This window comes from Desulfitibacter alkalitolerans DSM 16504 (assembly GCF_000620305.1).
In the GTDB taxonomy this organism is placed as follows: Bacteria; Bacillota; DSM-16504; order Desulfitibacterales; family Desulfitibacteraceae; genus Desulfitibacter; species Desulfitibacter alkalitolerans.
Genome location: NZ_KK211102.1, coordinates 84504 through 102121, shown reverse-complemented (window position 1 = coordinate 102121; position 17618 = coordinate 84504). Strand labels below are relative to the sequence as shown.

The 17618-nt window shown below is 39.3% G+C and carries 17 protein-coding genes; 16 read left to right on the top strand and 1 reads right to left on the bottom strand.

Features of this window, described 5'->3' with window-relative positions; genetic code table 11:
• The first annotated feature begins 236 nt into the window (after positions 1 to 236).
• The 16 genes from K364_RS0114705 (at position 237) to ilvD (ending at position 16685) form a co-directional block, all read left to right on the top strand.
• A complete protein-coding gene (locus K364_RS0114705; RefSeq protein ID WP_028308652.1) occupies positions 237 to 962 on the top strand; it encodes a DUF362 domain-containing protein in 726 nt (241 codons plus the stop codon).
• 29 nt (positions 963 to 991) lie between these two features.
• Complete coding sequence (locus K364_RS0114700) at positions 992 to 1633, top strand: hypothetical protein (protein ID WP_028308651.1); 642 nt, start codon at positions 992 to 994, stop codon at positions 1631 to 1633.
• Positions 1634 to 1681: 48 nt separating this feature from the next.
• On the top strand, positions 1682 to 2695 hold the full coding sequence (locus tag K364_RS0114695) for a 4-hydroxythreonine-4-phosphate dehydrogenase PdxA (RefSeq protein WP_028308650.1): 1014 nt from the start codon (positions 1682 to 1684) through the stop codon (positions 2693 to 2695).
• 78 nt (positions 2696 to 2773) lie between these two features.
• Positions 2774 to 3763, top strand: a complete 990-nt coding sequence (locus tag K364_RS24300; protein ID WP_035269565.1) for a tripartite tricarboxylate transporter substrate binding protein — start codon at positions 2774 to 2776, stop codon at positions 3761 to 3763.
• A gap of 78 nt (positions 3764 to 3841) precedes the next feature.
• The gene (locus tag K364_RS0114685) at positions 3842 to 4366 is read left to right on the top strand and encodes a tripartite tricarboxylate transporter TctB family protein (RefSeq protein ID WP_028308649.1); all 525 of its coding nucleotides are present in this window, start codon (positions 3842 to 3844) and stop codon (positions 4364 to 4366) included.
• Between the two features lie 37 nt (positions 4367 to 4403).
• The gene (locus K364_RS0114680; protein WP_028308648.1) at positions 4404 to 5873 is read left to right on the top strand and encodes a tripartite tricarboxylate transporter permease; all 1470 of its coding nucleotides are present in this window, start codon (positions 4404 to 4406) and stop codon (positions 5871 to 5873) included.
• Between the two features lie 255 nt (positions 5874 to 6128).
• Positions 6129 to 6911 carry an IclR family transcriptional regulator gene (locus K364_RS0114675; protein ID WP_028308647.1) on the top strand — a complete coding sequence of 261 codons (783 nt, stop codon included), beginning with the start codon at positions 6129 to 6131 and terminating at the stop codon, positions 6909 to 6911.
• A gap of 308 nt (positions 6912 to 7219) precedes the next feature.
• Positions 7220 to 8032: an IclR family transcriptional regulator gene (locus tag K364_RS0114670; protein ID WP_028308646.1), complete on the top strand. Its 813-nt coding sequence runs from the start codon at positions 7220 to 7222 to the stop codon at positions 8030 to 8032.
• A gap of 8 nt (positions 8033 to 8040) precedes the next feature.
• Positions 8041 to 8334, top strand: a complete 294-nt coding sequence (locus K364_RS0114665; protein ID WP_028308645.1) for a UxaA family hydrolase — start codon at positions 8041 to 8043, stop codon at positions 8332 to 8334.
• A gap of 12 nt (positions 8335 to 8346) precedes the next feature.
• The gene (locus tag K364_RS0114660) at positions 8347 to 9504 is read left to right on the top strand and encodes a UxaA family hydrolase (RefSeq protein ID WP_028308644.1); all 1158 of its coding nucleotides are present in this window, start codon (positions 8347 to 8349) and stop codon (positions 9502 to 9504) included.
• 112 nt (positions 9505 to 9616) lie between these two features.
• Complete coding sequence (locus K364_RS0114655; RefSeq protein ID WP_028308643.1) at positions 9617 to 10648, top strand: TRAP transporter substrate-binding protein; 1032 nt, start codon at positions 9617 to 9619, stop codon at positions 10646 to 10648.
• 127 nt (positions 10649 to 10775) lie between these two features.
• The gene (locus K364_RS0114650) at positions 10776 to 11267 is read left to right on the top strand and encodes a TRAP transporter small permease (RefSeq protein ID WP_028308642.1); all 492 of its coding nucleotides are present in this window, start codon (positions 10776 to 10778) and stop codon (positions 11265 to 11267) included.
• Between the two features lie 6 nt (positions 11268 to 11273).
• Positions 11274 to 12554 (top strand): TRAP transporter large permease, encoded by a 1281-nt coding sequence (locus K364_RS0114645; RefSeq protein ID WP_028308641.1) that lies wholly within the window; start codon positions 11274 to 11276, stop codon positions 12552 to 12554.
• Positions 12555 to 12596: 42 nt separating this feature from the next.
• Positions 12597 to 13895 carry an NPN-dependent 2-hydroxyacid racemase, LarAH10 family gene (gene larAH10 / locus K364_RS0114640; protein WP_028308640.1) on the top strand — a complete coding sequence of 433 codons (1299 nt, stop codon included), beginning with the start codon at positions 12597 to 12599 and terminating at the stop codon, positions 13893 to 13895.
• Positions 13896 to 14019: 124 nt separating this feature from the next.
• Positions 14020 to 14904, top strand: a complete 885-nt coding sequence (gene panB, locus K364_RS0114635; RefSeq protein ID WP_051534102.1) for a 3-methyl-2-oxobutanoate hydroxymethyltransferase — start codon at positions 14020 to 14022, stop codon at positions 14902 to 14904.
• A 56-nt stretch (positions 14905 to 14960) separates the two neighbouring features.
• Positions 14961 to 16685 carry a dihydroxy-acid dehydratase gene (gene ilvD / locus K364_RS0114630; RefSeq protein WP_028308638.1) on the top strand — a complete coding sequence of 575 codons (1725 nt, stop codon included), beginning with the start codon at positions 14961 to 14963 and terminating at the stop codon, positions 16683 to 16685.
• A 96-nt stretch (positions 16686 to 16781) separates the two neighbouring features.
• Here the strand turns inward: ilvD and K364_RS25760 are convergent, their stop codons facing one another.
• Positions 16782 to 17483 carry a GntR family transcriptional regulator gene (locus tag K364_RS25760; protein ID WP_084295906.1) on the bottom strand — a complete coding sequence of 234 codons (702 nt, stop codon included), beginning with the start codon at positions 17481 to 17483 and terminating at the stop codon, positions 16782 to 16784.
• Positions 17484 to 17618 lie beyond the last annotated feature (135 nt).

The window sequence follows — 17618 nt, the reverse complement described above, 5'->3', positions numbered from 1 at the left end:
TAAAAGTTAAGTAATTTTTTAATTCTGAATGTATACAAAAATACACCACAAAATATAAATTAAGACATATATTTACATTATATTTGTTATTTTGCAAAAAAAACTTACCGAAAGGGGGTAGTGACTAGACTTTAATTTAATAATTAAAATATTGCTAATATTGCGAAAGGAGGGCGGGTTGCAGTTTTAAATCTTTATCATGAATGCTTTACCAATATTACCAAGGAGGTTTTTAAATGATCATTTTAAGAGATAAATGCAGTAAATGTGGTAAATGTGCTCGTTATTGTCCAATGAATGCAATTAGTTTAAACAGGAGCAAAAAATATTATGAAGTAGATCTGGACAAATGTGTAGAGTGTTACAATTGCTATCGCCAAAGCGGATGTAAAGAAGATGCACTCTATTGCCAAAAACTTGTTTGGCCTCGCACTATTCGCAATTTAATGAGCGATGAACTAGCAGTTGCAGAAGAATCAGGAATTTCCGGCCGTGGTACAGAAGAAATGAAAACTAATGAAGTAACAGCTAGATTTGGTGTTGGTGAAGTTGGTATAGGTGTTGAAATGGGAAGACATGGAGTATCAACTCTTCTAGTGGAAGTAGAAAAAGTTGCCATGAAATTAGCAGAATTAGATGTCGAATTTGAGCCTCAAAACCCAATTACAAGTCTAATTGAAGATAAAAAAACAGGTAAATTCAAAGAAGAAGTACTACAAGAAAGGTGCCTGTCAGCAATTATTGAAATAAAAACTGACCTTGATAAACTGCCGCAGATTATAGAAAAATTAAGAGAAGCTTCTGAAGAAATAAACACTGTTTTCAGCTTATGTGTAGCCAGTAAACTAGATGAAAATATGAATAACCCAGTATTACCTATCCTAGATGAGCTAGGAGTTGAATATCGGCCAAACTCAAAAAATAATGTAGGCCTTGGGCGTCCCCTTGCATTAGCTAAATAATATAAAAATAGATACAGGAGGATTAAATTATGACACATTCACTACATCGTATTGGAGGAAGATTTGGCGTAGAGCAGGACTTTGTAGTTTTATGTATGCCATCAAAAGACATAAATCACGTTGGCTCCGGACCAAAACTAAGAAAATTTTTGGAAATGGCCATTGAACATGGAGCAGTAAATGTTGGAGATGCCAGATTAGGGAATGAATGGTGGCATGGCAGCAGAGAAAAATTTTTAGATGCCATAGAAGATCGAGCTGTTGTAACCGCTTGCTTTAGTGATAAAGAGAAATTAGTTAATTACTTAAAGGCGCTAAAAGAGGCAGACTTAGGATTATCTGTAGTTGTTCAAGGGATTTTTGAATCTGTAAAAGAATGTTGTGGAAAAGCAGGCTTGAAGCTCCATACAGAAAATCGTTCACTAAAAATGTGGGGCAATACTGAACTTTTACCCCCTGAGGACATTTTAACTGTTACCACCATGTGTGGTCACGCTATGGTTCCTGCCCAGTTAGTTGAATATATGATTAAGCGAGTACGAAATGGAAGTATTTCAGCAGAAGATGCAGCCCTTGAACTGGCAAAGCCATGTATGTGTGGAATATTTAATATTGAAAGAGCTGCACTAATCTTAAAAGAATTAAGCAAGTATATTCAAGAGGTAAGCTAATATAAAGTGGCACCAGGGTAGAGGATGTCTGTAAGAGGGGGAAGAATAATGAGGCAAAGAAGAAAGCCAGTTATGGGATTACTATTTGGAGAAACAGCAGGTATTGGTCCTGAATTAATTATTAAAGCCCTTCAAGTGAGTGAAGTACGACAAATGGCAGTCTGGGTTTTAATTGGTGACGAAAGAGTATGCAAACTGGGTCAGGATATTGCTGGGCTAACTATACCTTATAAAAAAATCCAATCCACTGATGAGATTATTACTGATGAGGCTTCTATTTGGATGATTGACCTAAAAAACATTGATCCTAATACTATTCAAATGGGTACTATTTCTCAAAAGTCTGGAAAAATAACTGGGGAAACATTAAAGTATGCCCTGGAATTGGCTTTGGATAAAAAACTTGATGGAATAGTATATGCCCCTGTAAATAAGGAAGCACTACATAAGGGTGGTTTAGATTTTAATGATGAAATTCACTTCTTTGCTGATACGTTTAATTGTCTAGAAAGGTTTGGAGAAATAAATGTAATGGAAAACCTTTGGGTAACCCGTGTAACTTCCCATGTACCCATAAAAGAAGTAAGTGGGTTAATTAGCAAGAAAAGAGTTGGTGAAATAATTAGATTTGCTAATGCCAACTTAATACGGGCTGGTTTTAAAAATCCAAGTATTGCTGTATGTGCATTAAATCCCCATGGAGGCGATGGAGGATTAATTGGGAGAGAAGAAATTGATGAAATTATCCCAGCTATTAATGAAGCTAAACAACAGGGATTAAATGTAGCTGGCCCCTATCCTGCAGATACGATTTTCCTGAGATTGCAAAACAATCCAATTGACTGTTTAGTTGGAATGTACCATGACCAAGTACAAACGGGGATGAAATTACTAGGGTTTCATAAGGGAGTAACTATCAGTGGAGGGTTACCTGTAGTAATAACAACCCCCGCCCATGGCACAGCATTTGATATAGTGGGAAGAGGAATAGCTAACCCTGGTGCCCAAATGCAAGCAATGAAATTAGCTGTTAAAATGGTCCAGAATAATTTAAATAGTTAGGGTGAATTAAGCTCTTTCTATTCTTTTTATCATGAGAAGATGGAAAATTCAAAAATTATTAAAACGAGGAGGATTTTTATGAAAAAAAGTTGGCTTGTTTTAATGTCTTTCGTATTAATACTAGGTCTAGTTTTAACAGCTTGTGGAAATCAACAAGAGAAAAATGATGTATCTTCAAACCCTGCAGATAATTATCCCACACGTAATATTGAAATCTTAGTGGGACATGGTGCAGGAGGAGGCTCAGATCTTTTTGCCCGTGCAATTGCTAAAGAAATGGAAAAAATCCTTGGTGTTAACATTATAGTTATTAACCAACCAGGAGGGGCAGGTGTAATAGCTAAACAAAATGCTGCCCTGGCACCAGCTGATGGGTACACCCTTGTGGTATTTTCCTCATTCCCTTATACAACAGCAGCAGGGACAAATCCAAATGGATTAGACAAACTAATTCCAATTGCCCGGGTGCAGGCAGATACTTTTGCTGTACAAGTTAGGCCTGACAGGTTCAAGAACCTGGATGAATTTCTTGCAGCAGCAAAAGCAAACCCGGGCCAAATAACAATTGGTGGAACAGGTTCTATGGGTGTAGACGAAGTGCATGCAGCAATGTTTGCGCACATGGCTGGCATTGAATTGAACTATATACCCATTGATGGGGCTGGTTTAATGCATGCTGAGCTTTTAGGTGGTCATATTGATGCCATGATAGAAGAGATAGGCCCTGCCATAGCATACATTGAAAGTGGAGATGTAATCCCAATTGTAATATTTAATGACAAAAGATTAGAAGATTTTCCAGAAGTTCCAACTACTGTAGAGTATGGTTGGGATTTAACAACTGGTGTAGAAAGGGCCCTTGCTATTCGTGCTGATGCTCCATCTGAAATTATTGCAAAATTAGAAAGTGCAATTAAACAAGCAATGGAAACACCTACTTACAAAGAATATGAAAAACAATCTTTCTTACATCTGAGACCAGGCTGGATGGGCTCAGCAGAATATACTGCCAAACTGGAACAAGATATAGCTAAATTTAAGGCAGTACTTGAGGAACTTAATAGATAGAATTTACATCAGCTATAGGAGTGGGTAAAGGAGATAAGCTTAGGCTTATCTCCAAAATTCTTAATTGGGAGGTAAGCTATGAGTTTTAATTGGATAATAGGAGTTATCACAATTGCTTTTCCAATATTATTTTTGCCTTATGCATTGAAATTTCCTGCCGCCCGAACAGCTGGACTACTAGGTCCCGGTTTTTGGCCAACTGCTATTTTAAGTCTTATGTTTATACTTAGTGTAATGTTACTTGTTCAAACATATAAAAATAAGGTAGAAAAAAATAAAAAAGATGAGGTTATGGCCGATGAGTCAGGAGAAATAGAAAAGGAATTCGTTGAATCAAAGATTGCTTATCCTAATCGTTATTGGATTATTATCTTATTACTGTTTTTATATGCCTTATTTATAAATTATATAGGATTTATAATTGCAACGCCGTTATTAATTCTGTCTTCAGCCTGGGTACTGGGAATGAGACGTTGGACTCATCTAACTTTAATGACTGTGATAAGTAGTATTTGGGTAATTTATGTTTTTGCAATTTTTTTAGAAATTCCATTGCCTCGCGGATTTGGAATTTTCAGGAATATTAGTTTATGGTTTTATTAAATGAAAATATATGTAGAAAATATGGAGGAGGAAAACAATGTTAGAAGGATTATTTTATGGGTTACTCTCGGTTTTAGAGCCTTTGCATTTATTCTATCTTTTTTTAGCAGTTGCTATAGGTTTTCTTGGGGGAGCGTTACCTGGTATAAGTGGAACTATGCTCGTAATTATATTATTACCCTTAACATATGGTATGGATAAGGTCTCTGCATTTTTAATGTTGACAGGTATATATGCTGCTTCTGTTTTCTCTGGAATGATAAGTGCCATCTTGTTTAGAACACCTGGCACACCAGAGGCTATTGCAACAGTATTTGATGGCTATCCAATGGCCCAAAAGGGGCATGCAGGGCGAGCACTGGGAACAGCAATATTTAGCTCTGTAACAGGTGGAACTTTCGGGGTAGTTATGCTAATTTTTCTAACTCCGATATTAGTATCTTTTGCACTGAAGTTCTCCTCTGCTGAATATTTTGCATTAGCAGTTTTAGGATTAAGTGTTGTAGCTTCTTTGAGTGGTGGACAGCTAATCTTTGGTCTAATTGGTGTACTTTTTGGATTATTCATTGCGACCATTGGAATGGATCCACTTACAGGAACCTTGCGTTTTACCTTTAACTCTTTAAATCTTATTCAAGGTATTAACCTTATACCTGTACTAATTGGGTTGTTTGCCGTTTCAGAAATTTTTAGAAAATCAGGTGAAAAAAATATAAAACTTACTTTCAAGAAAGTTCAAACCAAAATTTTTGATCTTTCAATTTTCAAGCGCATAGCTAGTACAATAGCCCGTTCATCACTCCTTGGTGTTTTTGTAGGAATACTTCCTGGGGTTGGAGCAACTACAGCGGCTATGCTTAGTTATAGTGAAGCAGTTCGGTGGTCAAAAAACCCTAGAGAATTTGGTACAGGGATACCTGAAGGGATTGCTGCTCCTGAATCCGCTAATAATGCTGCAGCCATGGGTGCTATGGTTCCATTGTTATCATTTGGAATCCCCGGTAGTGCCACAACAGCAGTAATTTTAGGGGCTTTTATTCTTCATGGATTACAGCCAGGACCCATGTTAATTGTAAGAGAACCAAACTTGGTCTATAGTATTTTTATGGGTTTGCTTTTGGTAAATCTATTAATCTTAGTTTTTTCCAAACCATTTATCTCATTATTTTCCCAAATCATGAGAGTGCCTTATACTGTTATGGGTCCAATTATTTTAGTTTTATGTATTATAGGAACATACTCTGTAAGAAATTCGATATTTGATATTTGGATAATGTTAATTTTTGGGGTTATTGGGTTTTACTTAGAAAAAAACAAGTTTCCCTTACCACCTATAATACTGGGTGTAGTTCTAGGACCTTTAGCTGAAGTTAATTTTCGCCGTGCACTGCAAATGGCAAATGGGGATTATACAATATTCTTTAGTAGGCCTATTAGTGCTATTTTATTAACTTTGGCAATTATAGCAATATGTGCTCCATTGTTTAAGAAAAAATCTAGTATTTAATGAAATTTTTTTAACCTCCTCCTTATAGAAATCCAGTAGGCTTAAGGCTTGCTGGATTTTTTTCTGCCTCTGGTCAGGTAAAAAACAGGCTTAATTTAAGATTTAGGATTAATTCGCACATTTATAAAAATTTTAAAAATAAAAAAGGATATTTGTGAATCAAATAGAATAATATAGGCGTTTGAACTTTATGTTCGCCCATGTAACATGAAACATAGTGCCTAAATAGTCGCATCAATCAGGGAGGATTCACTTTTGACTAATAAACTAGATGGCTACTTTGTACACTCTCTCGCTAAAGGTGTCAAGGTTTTATCTGCCTTCGATTATAATAAAAAAGAACTGTCAGTTTTAGAAATAAGTAAGATTACAGGTATCCACCGGACTACTGTGCACAGGTCAATCTTTACCCTGGAAAGGGAAGGTTTTGTAGAAAAAAATGAAAGTACCGGTAAATATAGATTAGGACTAAAGCTATTTGAACTGGGCAATATGGTAGCAGCAAATATGGACATTAGGCATAGAGCTAGAGCACACATTGAAAAGCTTGCAGAAGCCTGTGGGATTGCCGTCCACCTTGTGGTTATGGATGGCTGGGAAGCAATATACATTGACAAGGTTGAGCCGCCCAAGGGCATGATTAGATACTCCCGGGTTGGAAAGAGAGTGCCTCTATACTGCACAGCTGTTGGAAAAATACTTCTTGGGGGAATCCCTGATGAAGAAATTATCAAAGCACTGTCCAAAAGCGAGTTTAATAAATTAACTCCCAACACGGTAGATAATTTATATGAATTACTAAAACAGGTGCAAAAGGCTAGAGCTTTAGGATATGCACTGGATCTTGAGGAGCTTGAATTAGGCCTAAACTGTGTAGCTGTGCCAGTATATAATTATAAAGGAAATATAATAGCTGCCATTAGTGCCTCTGGGTCTGCTTCTCAGTTTCCTGTTGAAACCATTAAGGGCCTGGTGGATTCAGTTCAGGAAGCGGGCAGGGCAATATCTAAGAGCATGGGATGGCTGCCGGAGAAATAAAGTTAGTGTCATTGCTGACTAAATAACCGAACACAATTCGATATTGCCGAACATTTCCTGCAGGAATAAACAAACTAATGTCGAAAAGATACAACTAATAAAAGTGTAATAAATAGTGGTCTTAAAAGGTTTGAATATTTAGAATATAAGTCAAGTTATTTCAATACTGGTAACTTCACGGTTAATAATGGCAAAGCAAGAAGGGAAGCTCTTGATAATGGAGCGCCTTAGCGTAACATGGTACATGTTACACTCATGTTGTTTTTGGGGGTTTTAAGAATTTTTGAGTGAGGGGCTGTATAAAAGACATGGTTGCTGATGTACGTAAAAATAACCAAATACAATCTGTGGCCAGGGCCGCAAAAATACTTGACATTTTAGCATCAGCAAATAGAGAGATGGCCCTTGGGGAAATAACTAATCAGTTAGGGCTTCCAAAAAGCACAGTTCATGGGCTGCTGTCAACATTAAGAGACTATCACTATGTAGAGCAGTCGCCCTTTAATGGCAAGTATAGACTAGGAATACGTCTTTTTGAACTGGGAACCATAGTCTCTCATAATTGGGATGTAAGAACAGTTGCATCACCTCACATACAAAGGCTGCTTGAGCATTTGGGGGAGACGGTACACCTTGTTATTTTGGACAGCAATGAAGTGCTCTACATTGATAAAAGGGAATGGCACCGTATTTCATTAAGGGTAGTGACACAGGTTGGAATGAGAATGCCAACTCACTGTACAGGAGTAGGCAAGGCATTGCTGGCATATATGCCAACCCATGAAGCAAGAAGCATAGTTGAAAAAAGAGGCATGCCCCGTTATACAAATAAAACTATAACAAATATTGAAGAGTTAGTAAAAGAATTAGAAATAATCAGGGCAAAAGGCTATGCTTTGGATAATGAAGAGTTAATTAGTGGAGTAAGTTGTGTAGCGGCGCCAATCTTTGATAATTATGGCAGGGTTAAGGCAGCTATAAGTGTGTCTGGGCCAACAGCAAAAATAATAGGGCAGAAATTTAATGAAATAGTTGAAGAAGTTAAGAGCACTGCCATGGCTATTTCCAGGGAATTAGGATATAAAAATGAAGCATTTTTAGATGATAAACAGGTTTTGTAGGGGGTGGAATAATGCAGCAATTAATTGTTATAAATCCAAAGGATAATGTGGCTACAGCTACAGTAGATTTGCAAAAGGGTCAGGAAATTGCAGTTGAAACAGGCAGCGAAGCATTTATTATTACCCTTCAAGCAGACATTAAGTTTGGGCATAAGGTGGCAATAAAAGACATTAAAAAGGGAAGCCCAGTATATAAATATGGAGAGGAAATTGGAGTAACAACGGAAGATATATCCATGGGCGAGCATGTTCATGTGCACAATGTATTGAGCCAGAGGGGTAGAGGGGATTTGAGTAATTAAGGGGGATATAAGATGCAATTAACTGGTTTTCGCAGGGAAAATGGACAGGTAGGCATAAGAAATCATGTGGTTATTATTTCATCAGTTGTCTGTGCCAACAGGGCAGTGGAAATGATAGCGGCTCAGGTTCCAGGGGCCATCCCTATAATACATCAACATGGCTGTTCCCAAATTGGAAGTGATAAGGAGCAAACTGCGCGTACCTTAATAGGCTTTGGCAAAAATCCTAATGTGGCAGCAGTACTTGTAGTTGGCCTGGGATGTGAAACCCTGCAGCCTAAAGACCTTGCTGCTGAAATAGAGGTGACAGGAAAGCCTGTAGCTCATATGACAATTCAAGATGAGGGAGGCACCTTAAAAACTGTAGCCAGGGGTTCAGAAATAGTCAGGGATATGGTTATGAATGCATCTCAGATTCAAAGACAACCAGTAGACATAAGTGACATTATTCTGGGGACAGAATGTGGAGGTTCTGATACCACATCTGGATTAGCTGCTAATCCAGCAACAGGTTTTGCATCTGACCTGCTTGTTGAAGCAGGTGGTACTGTAATTCTTTCAGAAACAACGGAGTTAACTGGTACCGAGCATATTCTGGCTAAAAGGGCCAAGAATGCTGAAGTAGCCAGGCAGATTTATGAGATAGTGGCAAATGTTGAAAAGGAATCAAAAAGACTTGGAGTTGATATTAGAGGGGGTAACCCTACTCCTGGTAATATTGAGGGAGGTTTAACAACAATAGAGGAAAAATCTCTTGGATGTATCTATAAGGCAGGATCTTCCGTTATAAATGAAGTGATTCAATTTGCAGAGGAACCCAGTGAAAAGGGTTTAGTGGTAATGGATACTCCAGGACATGACATAGAGTCAATTACCGGCATGATAGCCGGTGGTGCGCAACTAATTGTATTTACTACTGGCAGAGGCACACCGACAGGTGCTCCAATAGCACCAGTTGTAAAGGTTTGTGGAAATCCCAAAACAGTTAAAACAATGATGGATAACATTGACATTGATGCAAGTACAATTATGACTGGCGGCAAAACTGTTGAGGAAGTTGGCAGAGAAATATATGAAGAATACCTACAGGTTATAAATGGGAAGCAGACGAAGTCAGAAGTTTTAGGACAAAGAGATTTTGCAATTTGTCGTATAGCAAGGACCATGTAAGGTTTTATACGAGGCCATAGTATTTTAAGGGGGTGATAGGCAATCAGAAATGATTTACTGTAAGGTGTACTAGATTTAAACTACAGATTACAAACACTAAGGAGGAGTATTTGTGAAAAAGAGAAGTTTAAAGATTTTAGTGCTTTTAGTAGTGGCTTTATTTGCCATGGCACTAGCAGCTGGTTGTGGTGGAGGATCTAAAGATCCAGGTACTGGAGGCGGCGGAGAAGAGGTTAAAACGGTTGTGCTAAAAGCAGGTGTTACTCCTGACGCAACTCACCCATATGCTCTTGGTATGATAGAGTATGGTAAGATGATAGAAGAAAGAACTGGAGGAAGATATAAAATAGAAGTATACCCTGCTGCACAGTTGGGCTCAGAAAGAGAAGTTATTGAAGGTGTGCAAATGGGCACAGTAGATTTAACAGTTGTATCAACTGCTCCACTAGCAGGTTTTTCAGATGCCTTCCTGGTAACTGACCTTCCATTCTTGTTTGTCGACAAGGCCCATGCCCATAAAGTATTAGACGGTGAAATTGGGCAAGGTATATTTGCACAATTAGAAGGTACTGGAATTAAAGGTCTAGCTTTCTGGGAAAATGGATTTAGAAATATTACCAACTCCAAAAAACCAATTAATCTACCAGAAGACATGGTAGGCATTAAGATTAGAACAATGGAAAACCCAATCCATATGGATTCCTTTAGACAAATCGGTGCAGATCCTACTCCAATGGCATTTGGTGAATTATTTACAGCTTTACAGCAAAGAACTGTTGATGGACAGGAAAACCCATTACCAATTATTTATACTTCCAGATTCCAGGAGGTTCAGGAACACCTGGCTTTAACAGGTCACTTCTATGCTCCAGCTCCACTGTTAATCAGTCAGGCTACCTGGGATAAGTTAAGCGCTGAGGACCAGGCAATATTTGCGCAGGCAGCTATTGAAGCTACAGCAATTCAGAGAAAAATGATTCAGGATATGGATGATGAGCTAGTAGATAAATTAGCAGAAGCAGGAATGCAGATTACAACTCCTGATAAAGGTCCATGGCAGGAAGCAATGGCCCCAGTATATGACAAATGGGAAGATACAATTGGCAAGGACTTAATTGAACAAATTAGAAAGCTTGCTGAATAAAGTCTATCCAAATATCAAATGAGTTGAGCAGGATTTAATTCCTGCTCAACTATATAATAAAATCTAATTCAAAATTAAAATGATAATAGACACTGATATTATTATGAAAGTGTCAGGGAGGAAAATCATGGAAGCAAAAAAGCAATCTTCCTTCTTTACTGTTTTAGACAAATTTGAAGACTATTCTGTAACAATTCTTTATTTAACTATGATAGTAGTTATATTTTTGCAGGTATTTTTTAGGTTCGTGATTAAGTCCTCGCTTCCCTGGTCAGAGGAATTAGCACGATATATTATGGCTTATGCTGTATTTATTGGTGCAGCTATTGCTGCTAAGGAAGGGGCTCACATTGGTATTAATGTAGTTGTAGGTTCATTACCCAAGCCCTTTAATAAATATATGAGGGTTTTTGCAATGTTTGTATCATTTATTTTTTCTGCATTATTGGTGTACTTGTCATTAATAATAGTATCATTTTTAATGAAAACCGGACAAAAATCTCCTGCCATGCTTATTCCAATCTGGATAGCTTATGCCTCACTTCCCTTTGGAGCTGTTTTAATGAGTATTAGGTTTTTACAAGCAACCTATAGACAATTTAAGCAAGAGGGGGTGTAAGGTAATATGGTTGCAGCATTGCTTTTTGGACTTTTTGCAGTACTTGTAATAGCTAGTGTGCCAATTGCAGTTAGTATTGGGCTGGCTACTATTTTAACAATCTGGGTTACTGACATTGTTGCTGTTCAAGTGGCAGCACAAAGAATGTTTACAGCTGTAGACTCCTTTCCATTAATGGCAGTTCCCTTCTTTATGATTGCTGGAGCTGTAATGGAAAGGGGAGGTATTTCTAAAAGGCTGATTAATTTTGCTAATTCATTAGTAGGAAGCTTTTTTGGGGGCTTTGCACTGGTTACAATCCTGGCATCCATGTTTTTTGCTGCTATTTCAGGTTCTTCTCCTGCCACTGTGGCTGCCATTGGTGCTATTATGATTCCAGCCATGGTCAAAAATGGCTACAAGGAAGAATTTGCAACGGCTACCCAGGCTAGTTCCGGTTATATAGGAGTTATTATTCCTCCTAGTATTCCCATGATTACCTATGGTGTAGTAACTGGCACATCAATTGGCGGCTTGTTCATGGCGGGCTTTGTGCCAGGTATGGTTATTGGTTTATCCCTTGCTATAGTAGCAGTTATTATTGCCAAGAAGAATAACTATCGCGGGGCTGACAGGCCAGCTACTCCTGGAGAGATCTGGGCTTCTTTTAAGGATGCCATCTGGGCTATATTCATGCCTATCATCATACTTGGTGGTATTTATGGGGGTATCTTTACACCCACAGAGGCTGCCAATATAGCTGTTGTTTATGGTTTAATAGTAGGTTTATTTGTATATAAAGAATTATCTTTTAAAGATCTACCCCAAATTTTGAGAACTGCAGCTATCAGCAGCTCATTGGTTCTGCTAATTGTAGCGGCGGCATCAGCTTTTGGTTTAATTCTAACAAGAGAGCAGATTCCCATGAAGGTTGCGCAAATGTTAATAGCCATTACAGATAATCCTATAATGCTGCTTATGATCTTAAACCTGCTGTTACTAGTTGTTGGTACATTTATGGAAACAAATGCGGCTATTATTATTCTGGCTCCCATACTTTTCCCTGCAGTTATTCAGTTGGGAATAGATCCAATTCACTTTGGTATTATCATGGTAGTGAACCTGGCAATAGGTATGATCACACCACCCCTTGGCGTGAATCTTTTTGTTGCATCTAGTATGCGGAAGATGCCAATAGAAAAGCTCATAAATGCTAACTGGTGGTATTTACTGGCATCAATTATAGCCTTACTTGTTATTACCTATTTCCCAGGGCTAAGCTTATGGTTGCCAAGTATTCTTAGATAAATCCTGAATGGTTTTACAAATATGCACAAGGAGGCGTAAGTCTTGGCAGAAAGAGAGTTTAATCTTAAATATGGCAAAGGAACAGTAACATTTTCCATTCCGGAAGAACAAATTCTTGATGTTGTACTGGGTGCAGACTATCCGGCACTTGAAAATCTAGAAGCAGCATATTTAACAGCCCTTGATCATCCCATTGATGCTCCTCCCTTAAAAGAAATTATTAAGCCCGGGGATACTGTGGCTATTACAGTAAGCGATATTACAAGAGCATGGCAGAAAAATTATTTAACACTGCCCCTTCTTATTAACTATTTAAATGCAGCAGGGGTACCTGATGAGAATATTACCATAGTTATTGCTGTAGGTGGGCACAGGGCAAATACGGAGCAAGAATGCAGGGAACTATGCTGTGAGGAAGTTTATAACAGGGTTAAAGTTGTCAATCATGACGCCTGGGATACTAAGAACATGGTATACCTTGGCAAGACAAGTAGAGGCACTGAGGTCTCAGTTAATAGAATCTTTACAGAAGCTGACAAGGTTATATTAACTGGTGGTATCATTTATCACTATATGGTTGGATATGGTGGCGGAAGAAAAAGTGTTTTACCTGGGATTGCTTCAATTAAGACCATTCAGCAAAACCACCTGTGGGCCATGGGACCTGAACTAGGAAGCGGCTCAAATCCACGTTCTGCTTCAAAATATACCAGGGGCAATGAATGTCATGAGGACATGATGGAAATAGCAGCCTTTGTCAACCCAGATTTTATAGTAAATGTTGTTCCTAATCCTGAAGGGGATATAGCAGGGGTTTTTGCCGGCAACTGGATTTCAGCATGGCTCCATGGAACAGAGCTTGTGGACAAAATGTATGGAATTGAAATCCAGGAGGAAGCTGATATTGTTATTGCAACTGCCGGGGGATATCCAAAGGATATAAACCTTTACCAGACAGGAAAGACAATGGATAATGCCTATTATGCCATGAAAAAGGGCGGAGCTGCCATTATCTTATCAGAATGTCCAGATATTATGGAGCCTGAGGAGTTTACCCAGTGGTTTAATTATGAATCAACCTATGAGATGGAAAGGGCATTAAGAGCAAACTTTACAATTCCAGGCTGGGTTGCTTTTAAAGAGGTAGAGTGCAGTGACAAGGGGCCTTTTATCCTGCTGACAAAACCGGAGAACGCTGAATTTGCTAAAAAGGCCAAGCTTATTCCTGTAACTTCCATTGAGGATGCTTTAAAGATTGCTTATGAAAAATGTGGAACTACAAATCCGAAAGTAACTGTTATGCCGCAAGGTGCAAATACTTTTCCTATAGTTAAAAAATAGAAAAATACAGCTAATACCAGCTTTTGAGAAAGGAAGTGGCTGCATAAAAACCACTTCCTCCTCCCCACCCTTAGTGTTTGATAACATAGAGATTGTATTTTTGCATAAACGAGGAGGAATAAATATGAGTACTTGGACAGCACCAACTCAAGCTTCAACAAGAAAGAAGGTTACAATTCATACCCTAATGGAGAAAAAAGCAAGGGGAGAGAAAATCACCTTTATTACAGCCTATGATTTTCCCACTGCTGCTATAGAAGACAAAGTAGGTATTGATATTATTTTAGTGGGAGATTCTCTTGGAATGTGTGTCTACGGGTTTGACAGCACACTGCCGGTAACCATGGATATGATGGTAAACCATTCCAGGGCTGTAAGAAAGGGAGCTCCAAATTGTTTCGTAATAGGTGATATGCCATACATGTCCTATCAAGTATCTGTTGAACAGGCCGTTGCTAATGCAGGAAGGCTAATGCAGGAGGCTGGCGTTGATGGTGTTAAGCTTGAAGGTGGTATTGAAATGGTGGACCGAATCAGTGCTATTACAAAGGCAGGCATTCCAGTTATGGGACATCTGGGACTTACTCCCCAGTCAGTTGCCATGCTTGGTGGATTTAAAGCTCAAGGCAGGGATGTTTCAGCAGCAATTAAACTCATAGAAGATGCAAAAGCCCTTGAGGAAGCAGGCTGTGTGAGCGTTCTATTGGAAGCTATACCTGCTGAAGTAGCCCAGATTATTACTGAAAGGGCAAGAATTCCTATCTTAAGTATTGGTGCAGGCCCCTATTGTGATGGTCAGGTTCTTGTGGTACATGACCTGTTGGGTTTTTTTGGAGGACATGTTGCCAAGTTTGTTAAGCAATATGCAAATATGAATGAGTATATTGAAAAAGCACTTCTTGAATACAAGGCAGACGTTGAGAATGTTGCTTTCCCAGGTCCGGAGCACTGCTACAAGATTAGTGAGGAAGAATTAGCAAAGCTTAGGAAGGCATTAGAAGAAAACTAGAGTGGAGCTTGCAAATATAAAAACCAATTATAGTGAAATCGGGGTGAGAAAAAACCATGCTAAAAAGCCAGCACCTTAGAAAAGTAAACACCCAGGGAGATGGACTGCGCCTGGGAAGCGGCTGGACACCATCAGACCTTGCAAAGCCGCAGGTGTTAATAGACAGTGTATTTGGAGACAGCCACCCAGGAAGCTATCACCTGGACAAATTAGTAAAATCAGCAAAAAATGGATTATACAGCGTGGGCTGCAAACCGGCAGTATACACGGTAACAGACATGTGTGACGGAATAGCCATGGCCCATGACGGAATGAACTACTCATTGGTGTCAAGAGAAGTCATAGCAATGATGGTGGAAATCCATGCCCTGAGCTCACCCTTTGACGGCATCATGCTCATATCAAGCTGTGACAAATCAATACCGGCCCATCTCAAAGCATTAGCAAGACTTGACATGCCAGGGATCCATATTAGTGGTGGAGCAATGATGCCAGGACCAGACTATCTATCATCAGAAAAGCTCTATGGCTCAGGCTTCAAAGAAAAAAGAGGGGAAATCACAAGCCATGAACTGCTGGTAGAACAAATCAACTCCTGCCCAACCTGTGGAGCATGTCAATTCATGGGCACAGCCAGCACAATGCAGACCATGTCAGAAGCATTGGGCTTGAGCCTGCCGGGCAACGCCCTGATGCCGGCAAGCATCAACCAGCTGGAGCACTTATCGTATAAAGCAGCAGAAAAAGTAAAAGAGCTCATGGAAAAAAGCATAACCCCAAGACAAATACTAACAAGAAAAGCCTTTGAAAACGCAATCGTCATCCATGCAGCAATCTCAGGCTCAACAAATGCAACCCTGCATATACCGGCAATAGCCCATGAAGTAGGCCTGGACATAACAGCAGACCTGTTTGAAGAAATACACGCCAAAGTACCAGTACTAGTAAGCCTGAAAACAAGCGGCAAATGGCCCACAGAACTTCTGTGGTTTGCAGGAGGAGTACCAGGACTAATGATGCAGCTAAAAGACTACCTGCACCTGGATGCATTGACAGTCACAGGCAAAACAGTAGGAGAAAACCTGGAAGAATTAGAAAGAGACGGCTACTTCCAAGTGGGCAAGGGCTACCTAAGAAACTATGGCCTGACAACAGAAGAAGTAATCCAACCAATAGACAAGCCATACAAGCAGGGTGGAGGACTAGCAGTACTATACGGAAACCTGGCCCCAGAAGGAGCAGTAGTAAAACACGCAGCAGTAGACCCCAAAATGCACGTCCACACAGGACCGGCAAAACCATATGACAGTGAAGAAGCAGCAGTAGAAGCAATATTATCAGGAGAAATAAAGCCTGGAGACATGATTATCATTAGATATGAGGGACCCCAGGGAGCAGGAATGCCGGAGATGCTTAGAACAACAGAAGCTATATATACAAACCCAGAACTAGTAGCAACAACAGCACTGATAACAGACGGAAGATTCTCAGGAGCAACCAGAGGACCGGCAATAGGTCACGTGTCCCCAGAAGCAGCAACAGGAGGGCCCCTGGCCCTAGTAGAAGAAGGAGACCTGATTACAGTAAACATTCCTGCAAGGAAGCTGGAAATAGTAGGAATAGCAGGCAAAGAAACAAGTAAGGAAGAAGTTGAAAAAGTACTAGCAGAGCGTAAAAAGAACTGGACTAGACCAGTTAAAGAGAACAAGGGTGTTCTAGGGTTATTTCAATCCATGGCCACCTCACCCATGAAGGGCGCTTATCTAAAATGGACCAAGTAGGTTATTTAAAGGGGCCAGCCAGGGAACACCTAAGCTGCCCCCTTTTTACCAAGAAAACGCAAGGTATAAAGACAAGAAGGTGGGGGCAAGAGTTAGCTAATTGTTAGAAGCTTCTGCGCCTAGATTATATTTTTCAAGTGCTTTCATAATCAAGGATTTGGTGCTGTTTAAGTGAAATGATATTTTTTCATAAGCTTCAAGCTCTGTGCCTTTTTCTATTGCTTCCACAACAATCTTATGTTCTGATAAGGCAGAATATAATCTGCTTTTATCCTTGAGTGTCTCCAGGGCAATTAGCTGTATTTTGTCGCGGTGGGATCTGTAAATATCATTAAAGCATTTATTGCCGCAATGCTTGACTATGCTTTCATGGAATAATCTATCTGCGTTCCAAAAGTCCTTTGAGTCTTCCTTTTGATTGGCTATTTCCTGGCATTTTATTGCCTGGTTTAATTCATGCAAAAGGTCTGTAAAATTGGCAGGGGAGCTTTTTTTTGAAAGGATAAGCTGTCTTATGGAAAAGCCTTCAATTGCTTCTCTAAGCTGGAAGATATCAATTATTTCTTTCTTGGAAATCATTTTTATAATAAAGCCCCTGTAGGGCACAACATCAATTAGCCCTTCATGCTGCAGCTGCAAAACAGCTTCCCTGACTGGGGTCCTGCTGACACCAATATTATTGGCAACCCACTGGTCAGAATAAAGCTTGCCAATTTCAAGATCAGTATTTAAGATAGCCTCACGAAGATAATCATATACCTGTTCTTTTAAGCTTGGAGCCTTTTTAATATTCACCATATCACACCCTACAGTTGATATAGTTATTATAGCAAATTAGCTTTAGGTTGTACAAGTTTTACTTGCTAAGCTAACATGTTACATGTTATACTCAAAATGTTATATGGCACTAGCAAGGACGAATATGATAAAATA